At 52.4% G+C, this 16,436-nt stretch carries 16 protein-coding genes; 12 read left to right on the forward strand and 4 right to left on the reverse strand.

Annotated elements, in window-relative coordinates:
- Positions 1–152 precede the first annotated feature (152 nt).
- Positions 153–2,699 carry a class I adenylate cyclase gene (cyaA, locus tag OH663_RS21950; protein ID WP_045449103.1) on the forward strand — a complete coding sequence of 849 codons (2,547 nt, stop codon included), beginning with the start codon at positions 153–155 and terminating at the stop codon, positions 2,697–2,699.
- 95 nt (positions 2,700–2,794) lie between these two features.
- Here cyaA and cyaY read toward each other — a convergent pair whose 3' ends face one another.
- Positions 2,795–3,115, reverse strand: coding sequence for an iron donor protein CyaY (gene cyaY / locus OH663_RS21955; RefSeq protein WP_200013148.1), 321 nt, complete (start codon positions 3,113–3,115; stop codon positions 2,795–2,797).
- A gap of 137 nt (positions 3,116–3,252) precedes the next feature.
- On the opposite strand from cyaY, the gene lptM reads away from it, so the two are divergent.
- From lptM to corA, 8 genes are all read left to right on the forward strand, one after another.
- Entirely contained in the window at positions 3,253–3,456 is a 204-nt protein-coding gene (gene lptM, locus OH663_RS21960) for an LPS translocon maturation chaperone LptM (RefSeq protein WP_045449105.1), read from the forward strand.
- Positions 3,457–3,492: 36 nt separating this feature from the next.
- Positions 3,493–4,317 (forward strand): diaminopimelate epimerase, encoded by an 825-nt coding sequence (gene dapF / locus OH663_RS21965; RefSeq protein WP_045449106.1) that lies wholly within the window; start codon positions 3,493–3,495, stop codon positions 4,315–4,317.
- Positions 4,314–5,021 carry a DUF484 domain-containing protein gene (locus tag OH663_RS21970; RefSeq protein WP_045449108.1) on the forward strand — a complete coding sequence of 236 codons (708 nt, stop codon included), beginning with the start codon at positions 4,314–4,316 and terminating at the stop codon, positions 5,019–5,021. The genes dapF and OH663_RS21970 overlap by 4 nt, the downstream gene beginning before the upstream one ends.
- Complete coding sequence (gene xerC / locus OH663_RS21975) at positions 5,018–5,920, forward strand: tyrosine recombinase XerC (RefSeq protein ID WP_048223287.1); 903 nt, start codon at positions 5,018–5,020, stop codon at positions 5,918–5,920. The genes OH663_RS21970 and xerC overlap by 4 nt, the downstream gene beginning before the upstream one ends.
- Complete coding sequence (yigB, locus tag OH663_RS21980) at positions 5,920–6,636, forward strand: 5-amino-6-(5-phospho-D-ribitylamino)uracil phosphatase YigB (RefSeq protein WP_045449112.1); 717 nt, start codon at positions 5,920–5,922, stop codon at positions 6,634–6,636. Before xerC ends, yigB begins: the two co-directional genes overlap by 1 nt.
- A gap of 88 nt (positions 6,637–6,724) precedes the next feature.
- Complete coding sequence (gene uvrD / locus OH663_RS21985) at positions 6,725–8,887, forward strand: DNA helicase II (RefSeq protein WP_045449113.1); 2,163 nt, start codon at positions 6,725–6,727, stop codon at positions 8,885–8,887.
- A 213-nt stretch (positions 8,888–9,100) separates the two neighbouring features.
- Positions 9,101–9,157, forward strand: a complete 57-nt coding sequence (gene ysgD / locus OH663_RS21990) for a YsgD/CorL family protein (RefSeq protein ID WP_212723238.1) — start codon at positions 9,101–9,103, stop codon at positions 9,155–9,157.
- A gap of 154 nt (positions 9,158–9,311) precedes the next feature.
- On the forward strand, positions 9,312–10,262 hold the full coding sequence (corA, locus tag OH663_RS21995; protein WP_045449116.1) for a magnesium/cobalt transporter CorA: 951 nt from the start codon (positions 9,312–9,314) through the stop codon (positions 10,260–10,262).
- Between the two features lie 83 nt (positions 10,263–10,345).
- On the opposite strand, the gene rarD is transcribed toward corA, so the two are convergent.
- Complete coding sequence (rarD, locus tag OH663_RS22000) at positions 10,346–11,242, reverse strand: EamA family transporter RarD (RefSeq protein ID WP_200013150.1); 897 nt, start codon at positions 11,240–11,242, stop codon at positions 10,346–10,348.
- 51 nt (positions 11,243–11,293) lie between these two features.
- Positions 11,294–11,761: an acyl-CoA thioesterase YigI gene (gene yigI / locus OH663_RS22005; RefSeq protein WP_005133301.1), complete on the reverse strand. Its 468-nt coding sequence runs from the start codon at positions 11,759–11,761 to the stop codon at positions 11,294–11,296.
- A 163-nt stretch (positions 11,762–11,924) separates the two neighbouring features.
- Between yigI and pldA the strand changes: the two genes are divergently transcribed.
- The 3 genes from pldA (at position 11,925) to rhtC (ending at position 15,398) form a co-directional block, all read left to right on the forward strand.
- Positions 11,925–12,794, forward strand: a complete 870-nt coding sequence (pldA, locus tag OH663_RS22010; RefSeq protein WP_045449120.1) for a phospholipase A — start codon at positions 11,925–11,927, stop codon at positions 12,792–12,794.
- A gap of 90 nt (positions 12,795–12,884) precedes the next feature.
- On the forward strand, positions 12,885–14,714 hold the full coding sequence (gene recQ / locus OH663_RS22015; protein ID WP_200013152.1) for an ATP-dependent DNA helicase RecQ: 1,830 nt from the start codon (positions 12,885–12,887) through the stop codon (positions 14,712–14,714).
- A gap of 63 nt (positions 14,715–14,777) precedes the next feature.
- Complete coding sequence (gene rhtC, locus OH663_RS22020) at positions 14,778–15,398, forward strand: threonine export protein RhtC (protein WP_045449125.1); 621 nt, start codon at positions 14,778–14,780, stop codon at positions 15,396–15,398.
- A gap of 39 nt (positions 15,399–15,437) precedes the next feature.
- Here the strand turns inward: rhtC and OH663_RS22025 are convergent, their stop codons facing one another.
- The gene (locus tag OH663_RS22025; protein ID WP_045449128.1) at positions 15,438–16,322 is read right to left on the reverse strand and encodes an Rpn family recombination-promoting nuclease/putative transposase; all 885 of its coding nucleotides are present in this window, start codon (positions 16,320–16,322) and stop codon (positions 15,438–15,440) included.
- Positions 16,323–16,436: the final 114 nt, after the last annotated feature.

Below are 16,436 nucleotides of genomic sequence, written 5' to 3' on the forward strand. Positions count from 1 at the left end.
TTTTTCGGCTGTACTCCATAAAAAAAGAGGGGCGAAAAAAAGGTAACGGTTATTTTTGACATACGGTTTATCCGAATGGATGAAGATTATTTGCGGGCGTATATGCCGCAACGATCGACAACATGACGGATAGCAACATCAGGCGATACGTCTTGTACCTCTATATTGAGACTCTGAAACAGAGACTGGATGCCATAAATCAACTGCGTGTGGATCGCGCGCTTGCTGCCATGGGACCTGCCTTCCAGCAGGTATACAGTCTGCTGCCGACATTATTGCACTACCACCATCCGCTGATGCCGGGTTACCTCGATGGTAACGTTCCCAAAGGCATATGCTTTTACACGCCTGATGAAACCCAACGCCACTACCTGAATGAACTAGAACTGTACCGTGGTATGTCACCGCAGGACCCTCCCAAGGGCGAACTGCCTATTACCGGCGTTTACTCGATGGGCAGTACCTCTTCAGTAGGGCAAAGTTGTTCCTCTGACCTGGATATTTGGGTCTGCCATCAATCCTGGCTGGATAGCGAAGAGCGTCAGTTGCTGCAGCGTAAATGTAGCCTGTTAGAAAGCTGGGCTGCCTCGCTGGGCGTGGAAGTCAGTTTCTTCCTGATTGATGAAAACCGTTTCCGTCACAATGAAAGCGGCAGTCTGGGTGGTGAAGACTGTGGCTCGACGCAGCATATTCTGTTGCTTGATGAATTCTATCGCACCGCCGTGCGCCTTGCGGGCAAACGTATTCTGTGGAATATGGTGCCGGGCGATGAAGAAGAGCATTACGACGATTACGTCATGACGCTCTACGCGCAGGGGGTGTTAACACCAAACGAATGGCTGGATCTGGGCGGACTCAGCTCGCTCTCTGCTGAAGAGTACTTTGGTGCCAGCCTCTGGCAGTTGTACAAGAGTATCGACTCCCCGTACAAAGCGGTGTTGAAAACGCTGCTGCTGGAAGCTTATTCCTGGGAATACCCGAACCCACGCCTGTTGGCGAAAGACATTAAACAGCGCCTGCACGACGGCGAAATCGTTTCTTTTGGTCTTGATCCGTATTGCATGATGCTGGAGCGCGTCACCGAATACCTCACGGCGATTGAAGATCCGACTCGTCTGGATTTAGTGCGTCGATGTTTCTACTTAAAAGTCTGCGAGAAACTGAGCCGCGAGCGCGCGTGCGTTGGCTGGCGTCGTGAAGTGTTAAGTCAGTTGGTGCAAGAGTGGGGGTGGGATGACGCCCGTCTGACGATGCTTGATAACCGCGCCAACTGGAAGATTGACCAGGTGCGCGAGGCACATAACGAACTGCTCGACGCGATGATGCAGAGCTATCGTAATCTGATCCGCTTTGCGCGCCGCAATAACCTTAGCGTCAGCGCCAGCCCGCAGGATATCGGCGTACTGACCCGTAAGTTGTATGCTGCGTTCGAAGCCCTGCCGGGTAAAGTGACGCTGGTGAACCCACAGATCTCACCGGATCTCTCGGAACCGAATCTGACCTTTATCCATGTGCCGCCTGGGCGTGCCAACCGTTCAGGTTGGTATCTCTACAACCGTGCGCCCAATATGGATTCCATCGTCAGCCATCAGCCGCTTGAATATAACCGCTACCTGAACAAGCTGGTGGCGTGGGCGTGGTTTAACGGTCTTCTGACGTCGCGTACGCATCTGTTTATTAAGGGTAACGGCATTGTCGATTTGCCGAAGCTGCAGGAGATGGTGGCTGATGTGTCGCACCACTTCCCGCTGCGTTTACCTGCGCCCACACCAAAAGCGCTCTATAGCCCGTGCGAAATTCGCCATCTGGCGATTATCGTTAACCTTGAATACGACCCGACAGCAGCGTTCCGTAATCAGGTCGTGCATTTTGATTTTCGTAAGCTGGATGTCTTCAGCTTTGGCGAAGAACAAAATTGTCTGGTGGGTAGTGTAGATCTGCTATACCGCAACTCGTGGAACGAAGTGCGTACGCTGCACTTCAACGGCGAGCAGGCGATGATTGAAGCGTTAAAAACGATTTTGGGCAAAATGCACCAGGACGCGGCGCCGCCAGATAGTGTTGAAGTCTTCTGCTACAGTCAGCATCTGCGTGGCCTGATCCGTACCCGCGTCCAGCAACTGGTGTCTGAATGCATTGAACTGCGCCTTTCCAGTACGCGCCATGAAACCGGACGCTTCAAAGCGCTGCGCGTTTCCGGTCAGACGTGGGGACTGTTCTTCGAACGCCTGAACGTATCAGTACAGAAACTGGAAAACGCCATTGAGTTTTATGGCGCGATTTCGCACAACAAACTGCACGGTCTTTCCGTACAGGTTGAGACTAACCATGTGAAATTGCCGTCTGTGGTGGATGGTTTTGCCAGTGAAGGGATCATTCAGTTCTTTTTTGAAGAAACGGGCGATGAACAGGGCTTTAATATTTATATTCTGGATGAAAGTAACCGGGTTGAAGTGTATCACCACTGCGAAGGCAGCAAAGAGGAGCTGGTACGTGATGTCAGTCGCTTCTATTCATCGTCGCACGATCGCTTTACCTACGGCTCCAGCTTTATCAACTTTAACCTGCCGCAGTTTTATCAGATCGTGAATACCGACGGGCGCGCGCAGGTAATCCCGTTCCGTACTCAGCCGATTAACCCTATTCCTCCGGCTAATCAGGATAACGACACACCGATGTTGCAGCAGTATTTCTCGTAATTGCGCTTACCCGGAGGCGCTATGCTTGCCGGGCCTGGATGCACAGCGCTGCTTGTAAGCCGGATAAGGAGAGGCTCCTATCCGGCAAAAAGACATTAACGGAACCGAACGTCTTCACCTGCCTGCAGCGTTGCTGCCTGTTCCAGCAGATCCCAGAACGTTTCGCCGCTACGATCGCAAATCCACTCATCACCCTTCAGATCAAAATGGTAGCCGCCTTGTTTAGTTGCCAGCCATACCTGATGCAGCGGCTCCTGACGGTTAATGATAATTTTGCTGCCGTTTTCAAAACTGATGGTCAATACGCCGCCGTTGATCTCACAATCAATATCGCTGTCGCCATCCCAGTCATCCAGACGCTCTTCAATAGCCATCCACAGGGTGTCGGCAAGGCGATGAAATTCACTGTCGTTCATTTTTTTATCCTGTTTTTCGTGATGGTCGCAGTATAACGCGAAATAAATCACGTTGCAGTTTGCAGGCAAACTCTTGCTTTTACGCCTTCTCCTGCGATGATAGAAAACAGAAAGTATGAACTTACAGGCAATCCATAATGAAAAACGTGTTTCAGGCACTCGCTGTACTTTTTACTCTGTTCAGCCTGACGGGCTGTGGTCTGAAAGGTCCACTCTATTTTCCGCCAGCAGATAAAACCGCGCCGCCTCCGACAAAGAGCATTGAGCCACAAACGCAATCCACGGTGCCCGAGAAAAACGATCGGGCAACGGGAGATGGCCCTTCTCAGGTGAATTACTGACGGTAAGTCTCTGTACCCGCGTAAACGGAGTGAACAATGCAATTCTCTAAAATGCATGGCCTTGGCAACGATTTTATGGTCGTCGACGCGGTAACGCAGAATGTCTTTTTCTCACCGGAGCTGATCCGCCGCCTGGCAGACAGGCATCTTGGCGTTGGGTTTGATCAACTGCTGGTGGTTGAGCCTCCGTATGATCCGGAGCTGGATTTCCATTACCGTATCTTCAATGCCGACGGCAGTGAAGTGTCACAGTGTGGTAATGGCGCTCGTTGCTTTGCCCGGTTTGTTCGCCTGAAAGGGCTAACGAACAAACGTGATATTCGAGTCAGCACTGCCAATGGTCGCATGGTATTGAGCGTAACGGACGACGAGCTGGTGCGGGTGAATATGGGAGAACCCAACTTTGAACCTTCGCAGGTCCCTTTTCGCGCCAATAAAGCAGAGAAGACCTATATTATGCGAGTGGCTGAGCAGACAGTATTGTGCGGCGTAGTCTCAATGGGTAACCCGCATTGCGTGATTCAGGTTGATGATGTTGAAACTGCCACGGTGGAAACGCTGGGGCCAGTTCTGGAAAGCCATGAACGCTTTCCTGAACGCGCAAATATCGGGTTTATGCAAGTAGTGAAACGCGAGCATATCCGACTGCGCGTCTATGAACGCGGGGCGGGTGAAACACAAGCCTGCGGCAGCGGCGCGTGCGCAGCTGTTGCTGTTGGTATTCAGCAGGGCCTGCTGGCAGAAGAAGTGCGCGTGGAATTACCGGGTGGTCGACTTGATATCGCCTGGAAAGGTCCGGGTCATCCGTTGTATATGACTGGCCCGGCGGCACATGTCTACGACGGATTTATTCACTTATGAAGCAACCAGGGGAAGAACTACAGGAAACGCTCATGGATCTGGACGATCGGGCGGTCGTCGATTATCTACAACGTAATCCTGAGTTTTTTATCCGTAATGCCCAGGCAGTTGAAGCGATGCGTGTCCCGCACCCGGTGCGAGGCACGATCTCTTTAGTTGAATGGCATATGGCAAGGGCGCGTAATCACATCAACGTGCTTGAAGAGAACATGGCGTTATTGATGGAACAAGCAAACGCCAACGAAAGTCTGTTCTATCGTCTGTTAAATCTGCAAGGGCGCCTGGTGGCAGCCAACAGTCTCGACGATATGCTGATGCGATTGCATCGCTGGGCGCGAGACCTGGGGCTGGCTGGCGCTACGGTTCGCTTGTTTCCGGATCGCTGGCGACTCGGCGCACCGTCGAAATTCACCCATCTGGCATTAAGTCGTCAGGCGTTCGAACCGTTGCGTATTCAGCGTCTGGGTCAGTCGCAGCATTACCTTGGCCCACTTCACGGCCCGGAACTGCTGGTCATGATGCCGGAAGCGAAAGCTATCGGTTCTGTGGCCATGTCGCTGCTGGGGCAGGATGGCTCTCTTGGTGTCATGCTGTTTAGCAGTCGTGATGCCAATCATTACCAGCAAGGGCAGGGAACGCAGCTATTACAGGAAATTTCGCTGATGTTGCCGGAGCTGCTGGAGCGCTGGATTGAACGCGTATGACCGACTCACCGCTTTCTCAGGACGTTGCACGCTTCTTACGCTATCTGGGCGTTGAGCGTCAACTTAGCCCGATAACGCTACTCAATTATCAGCGTCAGCTTGATGCCATCATCGCGTTAGCCGGAGAAACCGGCCTGCAAAGCTGGCAACAATGTGATGCTGCGATGGTTCGTAGTTTTGCCGTGCGTAGCCGGCGCAAAGGTTTGGGACCTGCGAGCCTGGCATTGCGCCTCTCTGCGTTGCGCAGTTTCTTTGACTGGCTGGTCAATCAGGGAGAGCTGAAAGCCAACCCGGCAAAAGGTGTATCCGCACCGAAAGCACCGCGTCATCTGCCAAAAAATATTGATGTGGATGACGTTAACCGTCTGCTGGATATCGATCTCAACGATCCCCTCGCCGTTCGTGACCGGGCGATGCTGGAGGTTATGTACGGCGCAGGATTGCGTCTATCAGAACTGGTTGGGCTGGATATTAAACATCTCGATCTCGACACAGGCGAAGTCTGGGTGATGGGAAAAGGTAGCAAAGAACGCCGTCTGCCCATTGGTCGCAACGCGGTGGCGTGGATTGAACACTGGCTGGATCTGCGTGGATTGTTTGGTGGTGATGACGATGCTCTTTTCCTGTCAAAACTGGGTAAACGCATCTCGGCGCGTAACGTGCAGAAGCGTTTTGCTGAATGGGGTATTAAGCAGGGGCTAAACAGCCACGTGCATCCACATAAATTACGCCACTCATTTGCGACACATATGCTGGAGTCGAGTGGCGACCTGCGCGGTGTACAAGAGCTGTTGGGACATGCCAACCTTTCTACCACCCAAATCTACACCCATCTTGATTTTCAACACCTGGCTTCAGTGTACGATGCGGCGCATCCGCGCGCCAAACGGGGGAAATAATGCGTTTTTACCGGCCGTTGGGGCGCATTTCTGCGCTCACCTTTGACCTTGATGATACCCTTTACGATAACCGTCCCGTGATCCTGCGCACCGAGCAGGAAGCGCTTGCCTTTGTACAAAATTATCACCCGGCGCTGAGTACGCTAAAAAATAGCGATCTACAGCGTCTGCGTCAGGCTGTACGCGACGCCGAACCGGAGATCTACCATGATGTTACCCAGTGGCGCCATCGTGCTGTAGAGCGTGCCATGCTGGAGGCTGGCCTGTCGGCGGCAGAGGCAAAAATGGGGGCGAACGCCGCGATGATGAATTTCGCGAAATGGCGCAGCCGCATCGACGTCCCGCAGTCTACACATGACACATTGAAGGCTCTGGCCCGCAAGTGGCCACTGGTTGCTATTACCAACGGTAATGCGCAGCCGGAACTGTTTGGTCTGGGCGATTACTTTGAGTTTGTGCTGCGTGCCGGACCGGATGGACGATCCAAACCGTTCAGCGACATGTACTCACTGGCGGCGGAAAAACTGAATATGCCAATTGGTGAAATACTTCATGTGGGCGACGACCTGACAACAGACGTCGCTGGCGCGATTCGCTGTGGTATGCAGGCTTGTTGGATCAAACCGGAAAATGCCGACCTGATGCAAACATCTGACAGTCGTTTACTGCCGCATATCGAAATTTCACGGTTGGCATCTCTGACCTCGCTGATATAATCACCAACAGAACTCTGTATATATACCCAGCTTTTTGGCGGATGGCGTTGCGCTTATCCGCCCTACATACTTTTACGCGGCGGTGCCAATGGACGTTTCTTACCTGCTCGACAGCCTCAATGATAAACAGCGCGAAGCGGTGGCCGCGCCACGCAGCAATATGCTGGTATTGGCGGGGGCGGGGAGTGGTAAGACCCGCGTGCTGGTGCACCGCATCGCCTGGCTGTTGACCGTAGAGAATAACTCACCGTACTCCATTATGGCTGTGACCTTTACCAATAAGGCCGCGGCGGAAATGCGCCATCGTATTGGTCAGATTATGGGGACCAGTCAGGGCGGTATGTGGGTGGGGACTTTCCATGGTCTGGCGCATCGTTTGCTGCGCGCACACCATATGGACGCTAATCTGCCGCAGGATTTTCAGATCCTCGACAGCGAAGACCAACTGCGTCTGCTTAAGCGTCTTATTAAAGCGATGAACCTTGATGAGAAGCAGTGGCCACCGCGTCAGGCAATGTGGTTTATCAACAGCCAGAAAGATGAAGGCCTGCGTCCGCACCATTTACAGAGCTACGGCAATCCGGTTGAACAAACCTGGCAGAAAGTCTATCAGGCTTACCAGGAAGCGTGTGACCGTGCGGGGTTGGTGGATTTCGCTGAGCTGCTGCTGCGCGCCCACGAACTGTGGCTCAACAAACCACACATCCTGCAGCACTATCGTGAACGCTTTACCAACATCCTGGTGGATGAATTCCAGGATACCAACAATATCCAGTACGCGTGGATCCGCTTGCTGGCAGGTGATACCGGTAAGGTGATGATCGTCGGTGATGACGACCAGTCGATTTACGGCTGGCGCGGAGCACAGGTGGAAAATATCCAGCGCTTCCTCACCGACTTCCCTGGTGCAGAGACTATTCGCCTGGAGCAGAACTACCGTTCGACCAATAATATCCTCAGCGCTGCCAACGCCCTGATTGAGAATAACAACGGGCGTCTGGGCAAGAAACTGTGGACTGACGGTGTCGATGGTGAACCGATTTCGCTTTACTGTGCGTTCAACGAACTCGATGAAGCGCGCTTTGTGGTTAACCGTATCAAGACCTGGCAGGACAACGGCGGTGCGCTGGAACAGTGCGCCATTCTGTACCGTAGTAACGCCCAGTCGCGTGTGCTTGAAGAGGCTTTATTACAGGCCAGTATGCCGTACCGTATTTACGGTGGTATGCGCTTCTTCGAGCGCCAGGAAATCAAAGATGCACTCTCTTACCTGCGCCTGATCGCTAACCGTAACGACGATGCGGCCTTTGAACGTGTGGTAAATACGCCCACGCGTGGTATTGGTGATCGTACCTTAGATGTGGTGCGCCAGACGTCGCGTGACCGCCAACTGACGCTGTGGCAAGCGTGTCGTGAACTGTTGCAGGAGAAAGCCCTGGCCGGTAGAGCCGCCAGCGCATTGCAGCGCTTTATGGAGCTGATTGACGCGCTGGCCCAGGAAACGGCCGATATGCCGCTGCACGTGCAGACCGACAGGGTGGTAAAAGACTCCGGTCTGCGCATGATGTACGAGCAGGAAAAAGGCGAGAAGGGCCAGACGCGTATCGAAAACTTAGACGAACTGGTGACGGCAACGCGCCAGTTCAGCTACAACGAAGAAGATGAAGATTTAATGCCATTGCAGGCATTCCTCTCCCATGCGGCGCTGGAAGCTGGTGAAGGGCAGGCGGATACCTGGCAGGACGCGGTACAACTGATGACTTTGCACTCGGCAAAAGGCCTCGAGTTCCCGCAGGTGTTTATCGTCGGTATGGAAGAGGGTATGTTCCCCAGCCAGATGTCACTCGACGAAGGTGGACGACTTGAAGAGGAACGTCGTCTGGCCTACGTTGGCGTCACCCGCGCTATGCAGAAACTGACGCTGACCTATGCGGAAACGCGCCGTCTGTACGGTAAAGAGGTTTACCACCGACCATCGCGCTTTATTGGTGAATTACCCGAAGCGTGCGTGGAAGAAGTTCGTTTACGTGCAACGGTCAGCCGCCCTGTGAGCCATCAACGGATGGGCACTCCGATGGCGGAAAATGACACCGGCTACAAGCTGGGACAGCGTGTTCGGCATGCGAAGTTCGGCGAAGGTACTATTGTCAATCTGGAAGGGAGTGGCGAACATAGCCGTTTGCAGGTTGCATTCCAGGGCCAGGGGATAAAATGGCTGGTAGCCGCCTACGCAAGGCTGGAAACGGTGTGAAGGTGCTAACGCTCTGATTTGTAGGCCGGATAGGATGCAGCCGCTATCCGGCAATCTGTCGCTTAATCTTCTGAAATCATAGATAAATACCCTTATTCTGCTAACCTTGGTGCATGAGGGGAAATTATTACTTTTTCGCCATCTGTTGCGTGTTGACGTCAAAATTTTGCTGGCGTAACATGCGCGCACGATTACGCTAAGAGGACATTCGCCTTGGACACACCCAGTAGATACTGGCTCATTATCCTGTCATCCAGGATCAACTCCTAAGGCTATCCCTTTTTGCTGATAGCCTTCGCGGTTGTCAGCGACCTTCTGTTTTTTCCCGTCGCGCTGAGTCAGGCTGTTTAATGGTCTGAAACCCAATTTGTTTCTGTGTGCCCACCGAACTGTCCGATAATTTTTTGCATTGGGAGTCCCGGTCATGCTGAGCGCATTTCAACTGGAAAACAATCGTTTAACTCGCCTTGAGGCAGACGAGATCGAGCACCTGGCCAGTTCGGTTTGGGTCGATTTAGTCGAGCCGGATGACGAAGAACGAAACCGTGTGCAAAAGGACTTGGGCCAGAATCTGGCTACGCGCCCTGAACTGGAAGACATCGAAGCATCCGCACGTTTTTTCGAAGACGAAGACGGTCTGCATATTCACTCCTTCTTCTTCTATGAAGATGCCGACGATCACGCGGGCAACTCAACTGTCGCATTTACCATTCGCGAAGGGCGCCTGTTTACCCTGCGTGAGCGCGAACTGCCGGCATTCCGTTTGTACCGTATGCGTGCGCGAAGCCAGGCGATGGTAGATGGCAACGCTTACGAGCTGTTGCTCGACCTGTTCGAAACCAAAATCGAACAACTGGCAGATGAAATAGAAAACATCTACAGCGATCTGGAAAAGCTCAGTCGCGTGATTATGGAAGGACGTCAGGGCGATGAATATGACGAGGCGCTCTCTACGCTGGCGGAACTGGAAGATATCGGCTGGAAAGTTCGCCTGTGTCTGATGGATACCCAGCGCGCATTGAACTTCCTTGTGCGCAAGGCGCGTCTGCCAGGCGGTCAGTTGGAGCAGGCGCGTGAGATCCTGCGAGATATCGAATCCCTGCTGCCGCACAACGAATCACTGTTTCAGAAAGTTAACTTCCTGATGCAGGCGGCGATGGGCTTTATCAATATCGAGCAGAACCGTATCATCAAGATCTTCTCGGTGGTATCTGTGGTATTCCTGCCGCCAACACTGGTGGCTTCAAGCTACGGGATGAACTTTGAGTTTATGCCTGAGCTGCACTGGAGTTTTGGTTACCCAGGGGCGATTGTCTTTATGATGCTCGCAGGGCTGGCGCCATATCTGTACTTTAAGCGCAAGAACTGGTTGTAATTTTTATGCCTGATGGCGACTTAGCTTTTCCCGGCCTACGTAATCTGTAGACCAGATAAGCTCGCGCCATCAGGTAAACGATATTAAAGCCCTTTACGCGTCCTGTGCTGGGTGTAAATCGCATCCGCAACAAAAATCGCCAATGCTACCCAGATAAAGGCGAACGTTACCATTTTATCCGCACCCGGAACCTCGCCGTAGAATGTCACTGCCAGCAGGAACATCAGCGTTGGGCCGATGTACTGGAAAAAGCCCAGCGTGGACAGACGCAGACGCGTGGCTGCGCCGGTAAAACAGAGCAGGGGAATAGTAGTTACGATCCCCGCAGCAATCAGCAGCAGATTTAGCGACATAGGGTTCTGAGCCATGTGGCTGGTTGGACTATCTGCAATACCAAACAGATAAATTGCCGCAACGGGTAATAACCACAGGGTTTCGATCAGCATGCCAGTTTGCGCCTCGACGGCAATCTTCTTACGTACCAGACCATAAAAAGCAAAGCTGAAAGCCAGCCCCAGCGCAATGATGGGCAGTGAACCGAATGTCCACAGTTGTACCAGTACACCGCAGGCGGCTAACAGTACGGCCAGCCACTGCATGCGGCGAAAGCGCTCGCCGAGGAAAATCATCCCCAGCACAATATTTACCAGCGGGTTAATAAAATAGCCCAGGCTCGCTTCCAGCATATGGTGGTTATTGACCGCCCAGATAAAAAGCAGCCAGTTTCCGCCGATGAGCACCGCTGATAGCGCCAGCAGGAAAATCTTCTTTGGCGTTTGCAGCAGCGTTTTGATGCCCGACCATTGGCGGCTGACGCTCATCAACACCACCATAAAGAAAAACGGCCAGATGACGCGGTGCGTCAGGATTTCGTCGGCGGGGACATAGTAAATCAGCTTGAAGTACGCGGGTGCGATGCCCCAAATAAAATAGGCAGCAAGAGCGAGTAACACGCCCTGCCGCGTTTGTTTAGCATCCATCGGGAAAACTCGGTTCAGAAATGTAACAGCAGTTTACCTGTTTTTACGCGCTTACCCCACCATATAAGTGGCGGTTGCGCTGGCGATATAAAGTTGTTCCTCGTTATGCAGTTCCACACGAGCAACAGCAACTTTGTTGCCCGCTCTCAGCAGACTACTGGTCGCCGTGAAGCGATTGCCCCTGCCCGGGCGCAGGTAATCAACACGTAGATCGATAGTCCCCATACGAGACATCCGTTGGCGCAGTTCGTCCTCGCTGATGGTTTCGTGGCGGGTCAGCGTACTGCCAACGCATACCAGTCCGGCGGCAACGTCCAATGCTGAGGCGATTACGCCTCCATGCAGGATACTTTGCGCCCAGTTGCCGACCATCATGGGTTGGTTATTAAACGCTAATTGCGCAAACTCTTTTTCATAGCGTTCCAGTTCCAGCCCCAGAGCCCGGTTAAACGGCATATGGTAGACAAACATTTCACCCACTAATTTCAGCGCTTGCTCAGCAGTAAGTACGGCAGACATACGATCCTGACACCCCGTTGGTTAATGAAATGTTGATATTATGCTTATTATTTGTTGTTTTCTACTTTAAGACGGGATAACTAACGAGAAGCCAGCTAAGTATGTAGAATACTTGCCAGATAATTATACAATTCATCAATATTTGGTCTGGAGAACACTAAAAATGCGGGCGATTCTGGGTTGGTTATTACCAGCAGTCATGCTGCCGTTGACCGCGTATGCGCAGGAAGCGACAGTGAAAGAGATTCATGATGCACCAGCGGTGCGCGGCAGTGTTATCGCCAATATGCTGCAGGAGCATGATAACCCCTTCACGCTTTACCCTTATGACACCAACTATCTCATCTACACCAATACCAGCGACATGAATAAAGAGGCTATCAGTAGCTATAGCTGGTCTGATAATGCGCGTAAAGATGAGGTTAAGTTCCAGCTGAGCCTGGCGTTTCCGCTCTGGCGCGGGATTTTAGGCCCGAACTCTGTGCTCGGTGGCTCCTATACCCAGAAATCATGGTGGCAGCTTTCCAATAGTGAAGAGTCCTCACCGTTTCGCGAAACCAACTACGAGCCGCAACTTTTCCTCGGTTTTGCCACCGACTATCGCTTTGCTGGCTGGACGCTGCGTGATGTCGAAATGGGTTACAACCATGACTCTAACGGTCGTTCCGATCCGACCTCGCGTAGCTGGAACCGCCTGTATACCCGCCTGATGGCAGAACAGGGTAACTGGCTGGTGGAAGTGAAACCGTGGTACGTCATCGGTAGCACAGATGACAACCCCGATATCACCAAATACATGGGTTACTATCAGCTCAAAATTGGTTATCACCTGGGGGATGCCGTGTTAAGCGCCAAAGGTCAGTACAACTGGAATACGGGCTATGGCGGCGCGGAGCTGGGTTTAAGTTACCCCATCACGAAGCATGTTCGTCTTTATACCCAGGTCTACAGTGGCTATGGCGAATCGTTGATCGACTACAACTTTAATCAGACGCGCGTGGGTGTGGGCGTAATGCTCAATGACATTTTCTGATCTGCGCAATGATTGTGTTTTAAACATTGCAGTTTCTCTCTCAGGCGCTGAAAATAGCGCCTGTTTTTATTTATAGCTAATGGGGTTAATGTGGCGCAGGCGGAAGTGTTGAATCTGGAAATGGGCGCTAAACAGGTTTTACAGGAAACCTTTGGCTACCAACAGTTTCGCCCTGGTCAGGAAGAAATCATCGACACCGTGCTCTCTGGCCGCGACTGCCTGGTCGTCATGCCGACCGGTGGCGGTAAATCCCTCTGCTATCAAATTCCCGCATTATTGCTGAACGGGCTAACCGTTGTCGTTTCACCGCTGATTTCCCTGATGAAAGACCAGGTTGATCAACTGCTGGCAAATGGCGTAGCGGCTGCGTGTCTGAACTCCACCCAGAGTCGCGAGCAGCAGCTTGAGGTGATGGACGGTTGCCGCAGCGGGCAAATCCGCTTGCTATACATTGCGCCCGAACGTCTGATGCTGGATAACTTTCTTGAGCATCTGGCGCACTGGAATCCGGTACTGCTGGCTGTTGATGAAGCGCACTGTATTTCTCAGTGGGGGCATGATTTTCGTCCGGAATACGCCGCACTGGGCCAGCTGCGTCAACGTTTTCCTGCTCTGCCGTTTGTCGCACTGACGGCAACCGCTGATGAAACAACCCGACTGGATATTGTTCGTCTGCTGGGGCTGAACGATCCATTAATTCAGATCAGCAGCTTTGACCGACCGAACATTCGCTACATGCTGATGGAGAAGTTTAAGCCTCTCGATCAACTGATGCGTTACGTGCAAGAACAGCGCGGCAAGTCCGGTATTATTTACTGTAATAGCCGTGCGAAAGTAGAAGATACCGCCGCACGTCTGCAAAGTCGTGGGATCAGCGCAGGGGCCTATCATGCCGGGCTGGAAAACAGCATTCGTGCTGAGGTGCAGGAGAAATTCCAGCGCGATGACCTGCAAATCGTCGTGGCAACCGTGGCGTTTGGTATGGGAATTAATAAACCTAACGTACGCTTTGTGGTGCACTTTGATATCCCACGTAACATCGAGTCGTATTACCAGGAAACGGGGCGCGCCGGGCGTGATGGCCTGCCTGCAGAAGCGATGCTGTTTTATGATCCAGCCGATATGGCGTGGTTACGCCGCTGCCTTGAAGAGAAACCCGCCGGGCAATTGCTTGATATTGAGCGACATAAGCTGAATGCGATGGGGGCGTTTGCCGAGGCGCAAACCTGCCGTCGTCTGGTCCTGCTGAATTATTTTGGCGAAGGGCGTCAGGAGCCGTGCGGCAACTGCGATATTTGTCTCGATCCGCCGAAACAGTACGATGGTTTAATGGATGCGCGTAAAGCGCTGTCGACGATATATCGCGTTAACCAACGTTTTGGGATGGGCTATGTCGTCGAAGTGCTGCGCGGAGCAAATAACCAGCGTATTCGTGAGCTGGCTCATGACAAACTGCCAGTCTACGGTATTGGACGTGAGCAGAGCCACGAGCACTGGGTGAGCGTGATCCGCCAGTTGATCCATCTTGGCCTGGTCACGCAGAATATTGCCCATCACTCCGCGTTACAGTTAACCGAAGCGGCGCGTCCGGTACTGCGCGGCGATGTCCCGCTACAGCTTGCCGTGCCGCGTATTGTGGCGCTAAAACCGCGTGCGATGCAGAAATCCTTTGGCGGCAACTACGATCGCAAGCTGTTTGCCAAATTGCGTAAGCTGCGCAAAGCCATTGCAGATGAAGAGAATATTCCACCGTATGTGGTCTTCAACGATGCCACGCTGATTGAAATGGCGGAACAGATGCCAGTTTCACCGAGCGAAATGCTGAGCGTCAATGGCGTAGGGATGCGTAAACTTGAGCGATTCGGCAAAGAGTTTATGGCGCTTATTCGTGCGCACGTTGATGGTGACGACGAAGAGTAGTCAGCCAGGCAAAAAAGTGCCAGGATGGTGACTCACTGAACTATTCCCCCGCGAGTCAATTTTATGTTAACGCTATTTTTTACCGTTGCGTTGGTACACATCGTTGCGCTGATGAGCCCTGGCCCCGATTTTTTCTTTGTTTCTCAAACGGCCGTCAGCCGTTCGCGTAAAGAAGCGATGATGGGCGTGCTGGGCATCACCTGTGGTGTCATGGTCTGGGCAGGTGTGGCGCTGCTCGGTCTGCATCTGATCATCGAAAAAATGGCCTGGCTGCACACTATTATTATGGTGGGTGGCGGTCTGTATCTGTGCTGGATGGGCTACCAGATGCTGCGTGGCGCGTTTAAAAAACAGGATGTCGCTGCTCCCGCACCGCAGGTTGAGCTGGCACAGAGTGGACGCAGCTTTATCAAAGGCCTGCTGACCAACCTGGCGAATCCTAAAGCCATTATCTATTTTGGCTCTGTATTCTCGCTGTTTGTAGGTGATAGCGTAGGTACCGGCGCGCGCTGGGGTATTTTTGCCCTGATAATCGTAGAAACGCTGGCCTGGTTTACCGTGGTCGCCAGCCTGTTTGCGCTACCGAAAATGCGTCGTGGCTATCAGCGTCTGGCGAAGTGGATTGATGGATTTGCTGGCGCGTTGTTCGCTGGTTTTGGTATCCATTTGATTATTTCGCGTTAATTCGGTTACCCGCCTGGGTAGACCCAGGCGGAGAGCTGTTTATTGCGCAAGTTTCTGTAATTCATCCTTCGAAAGGCCGGTCATTTCCATAATTGCATCAATATCCAGACCTCGCTTAAGCATTGCTTTTGCAATGTCCAGTATGGCAATACGTTTGCCCTCTTCGCGACCAATTTGCTTTAGCTGATCCGCCATTGTCATCAGTTTGTCTCCATGCTGCGGCACGCGCTGTGCCAGCTTATACAGTAATGTCTGAACATCTTGTGTATTCCCTGCTTGCACCATGTAGTTTATCAGCACGATTATTTGTTGTCCGCTCATCTTCTCCAGCATAAACAGGCGGGTAAGTTTATCCAGCAACTGCGCCATGTCACGCTGGCGAATATGTTTTTGCACTAATGTCAGTGCTGCCATACTGCGATGCTGCATGATTTCATCATCGGGGATTATCGTCACATCCACCAGTGGAAATGGCGTGCTGTAAAGCTGACGGGCGGTACCCGGATCCTCAAAGTGATCCAGCCAGTTCATTGAACCTTGCCAGGGCGTTTGCTTCCCATGGTAAAAGAGAACAGGAATAACCAGCGGTAGAGTATCGTTTCCTGCCTCCAGATGACGTTGCATGGCTGCGATTGCATAGCGCATCAGTCGAAACGACATATATTTATCCGGTGAGCTTTGATGCTCAATAAGCACATGTACGTAGCCATGGCCGCTGGTGGTTTCCAGTGAATAGAGGATGTCACTGAAATAGGGACGCAGATCGTCCTCCACAAAGCTACCTGATTCAAGTTGCAGCGTTTCCAGTTTGCAAATTTTGAGTAATGAGGGAGGAAGATGAAGTTCGATGAAGTCCCGCGCGGTTTCCACGCGGGAGAGGAAGGTCTTAAATACAGCATCGTGTGGTGTCGTTGCTTCCGCCATCGTCCATCATCCGTGAAAGGTGAATGTGGCTGAATTCTGGCATGAGCAATTAATCCCCTGATAGCGCAGAATAAAAGACTTTTATCCCTTTGCGGCGATGCCCGAAAAGCCATG

Origin of the sequence: Citrobacter sp. Marseille-Q5395 (assembly GCF_947057495.1) — a bacterium.
GTDB lineage: Bacteria > Pseudomonadota > Gammaproteobacteria > Enterobacterales > Enterobacteriaceae > Citrobacter > Citrobacter murliniae.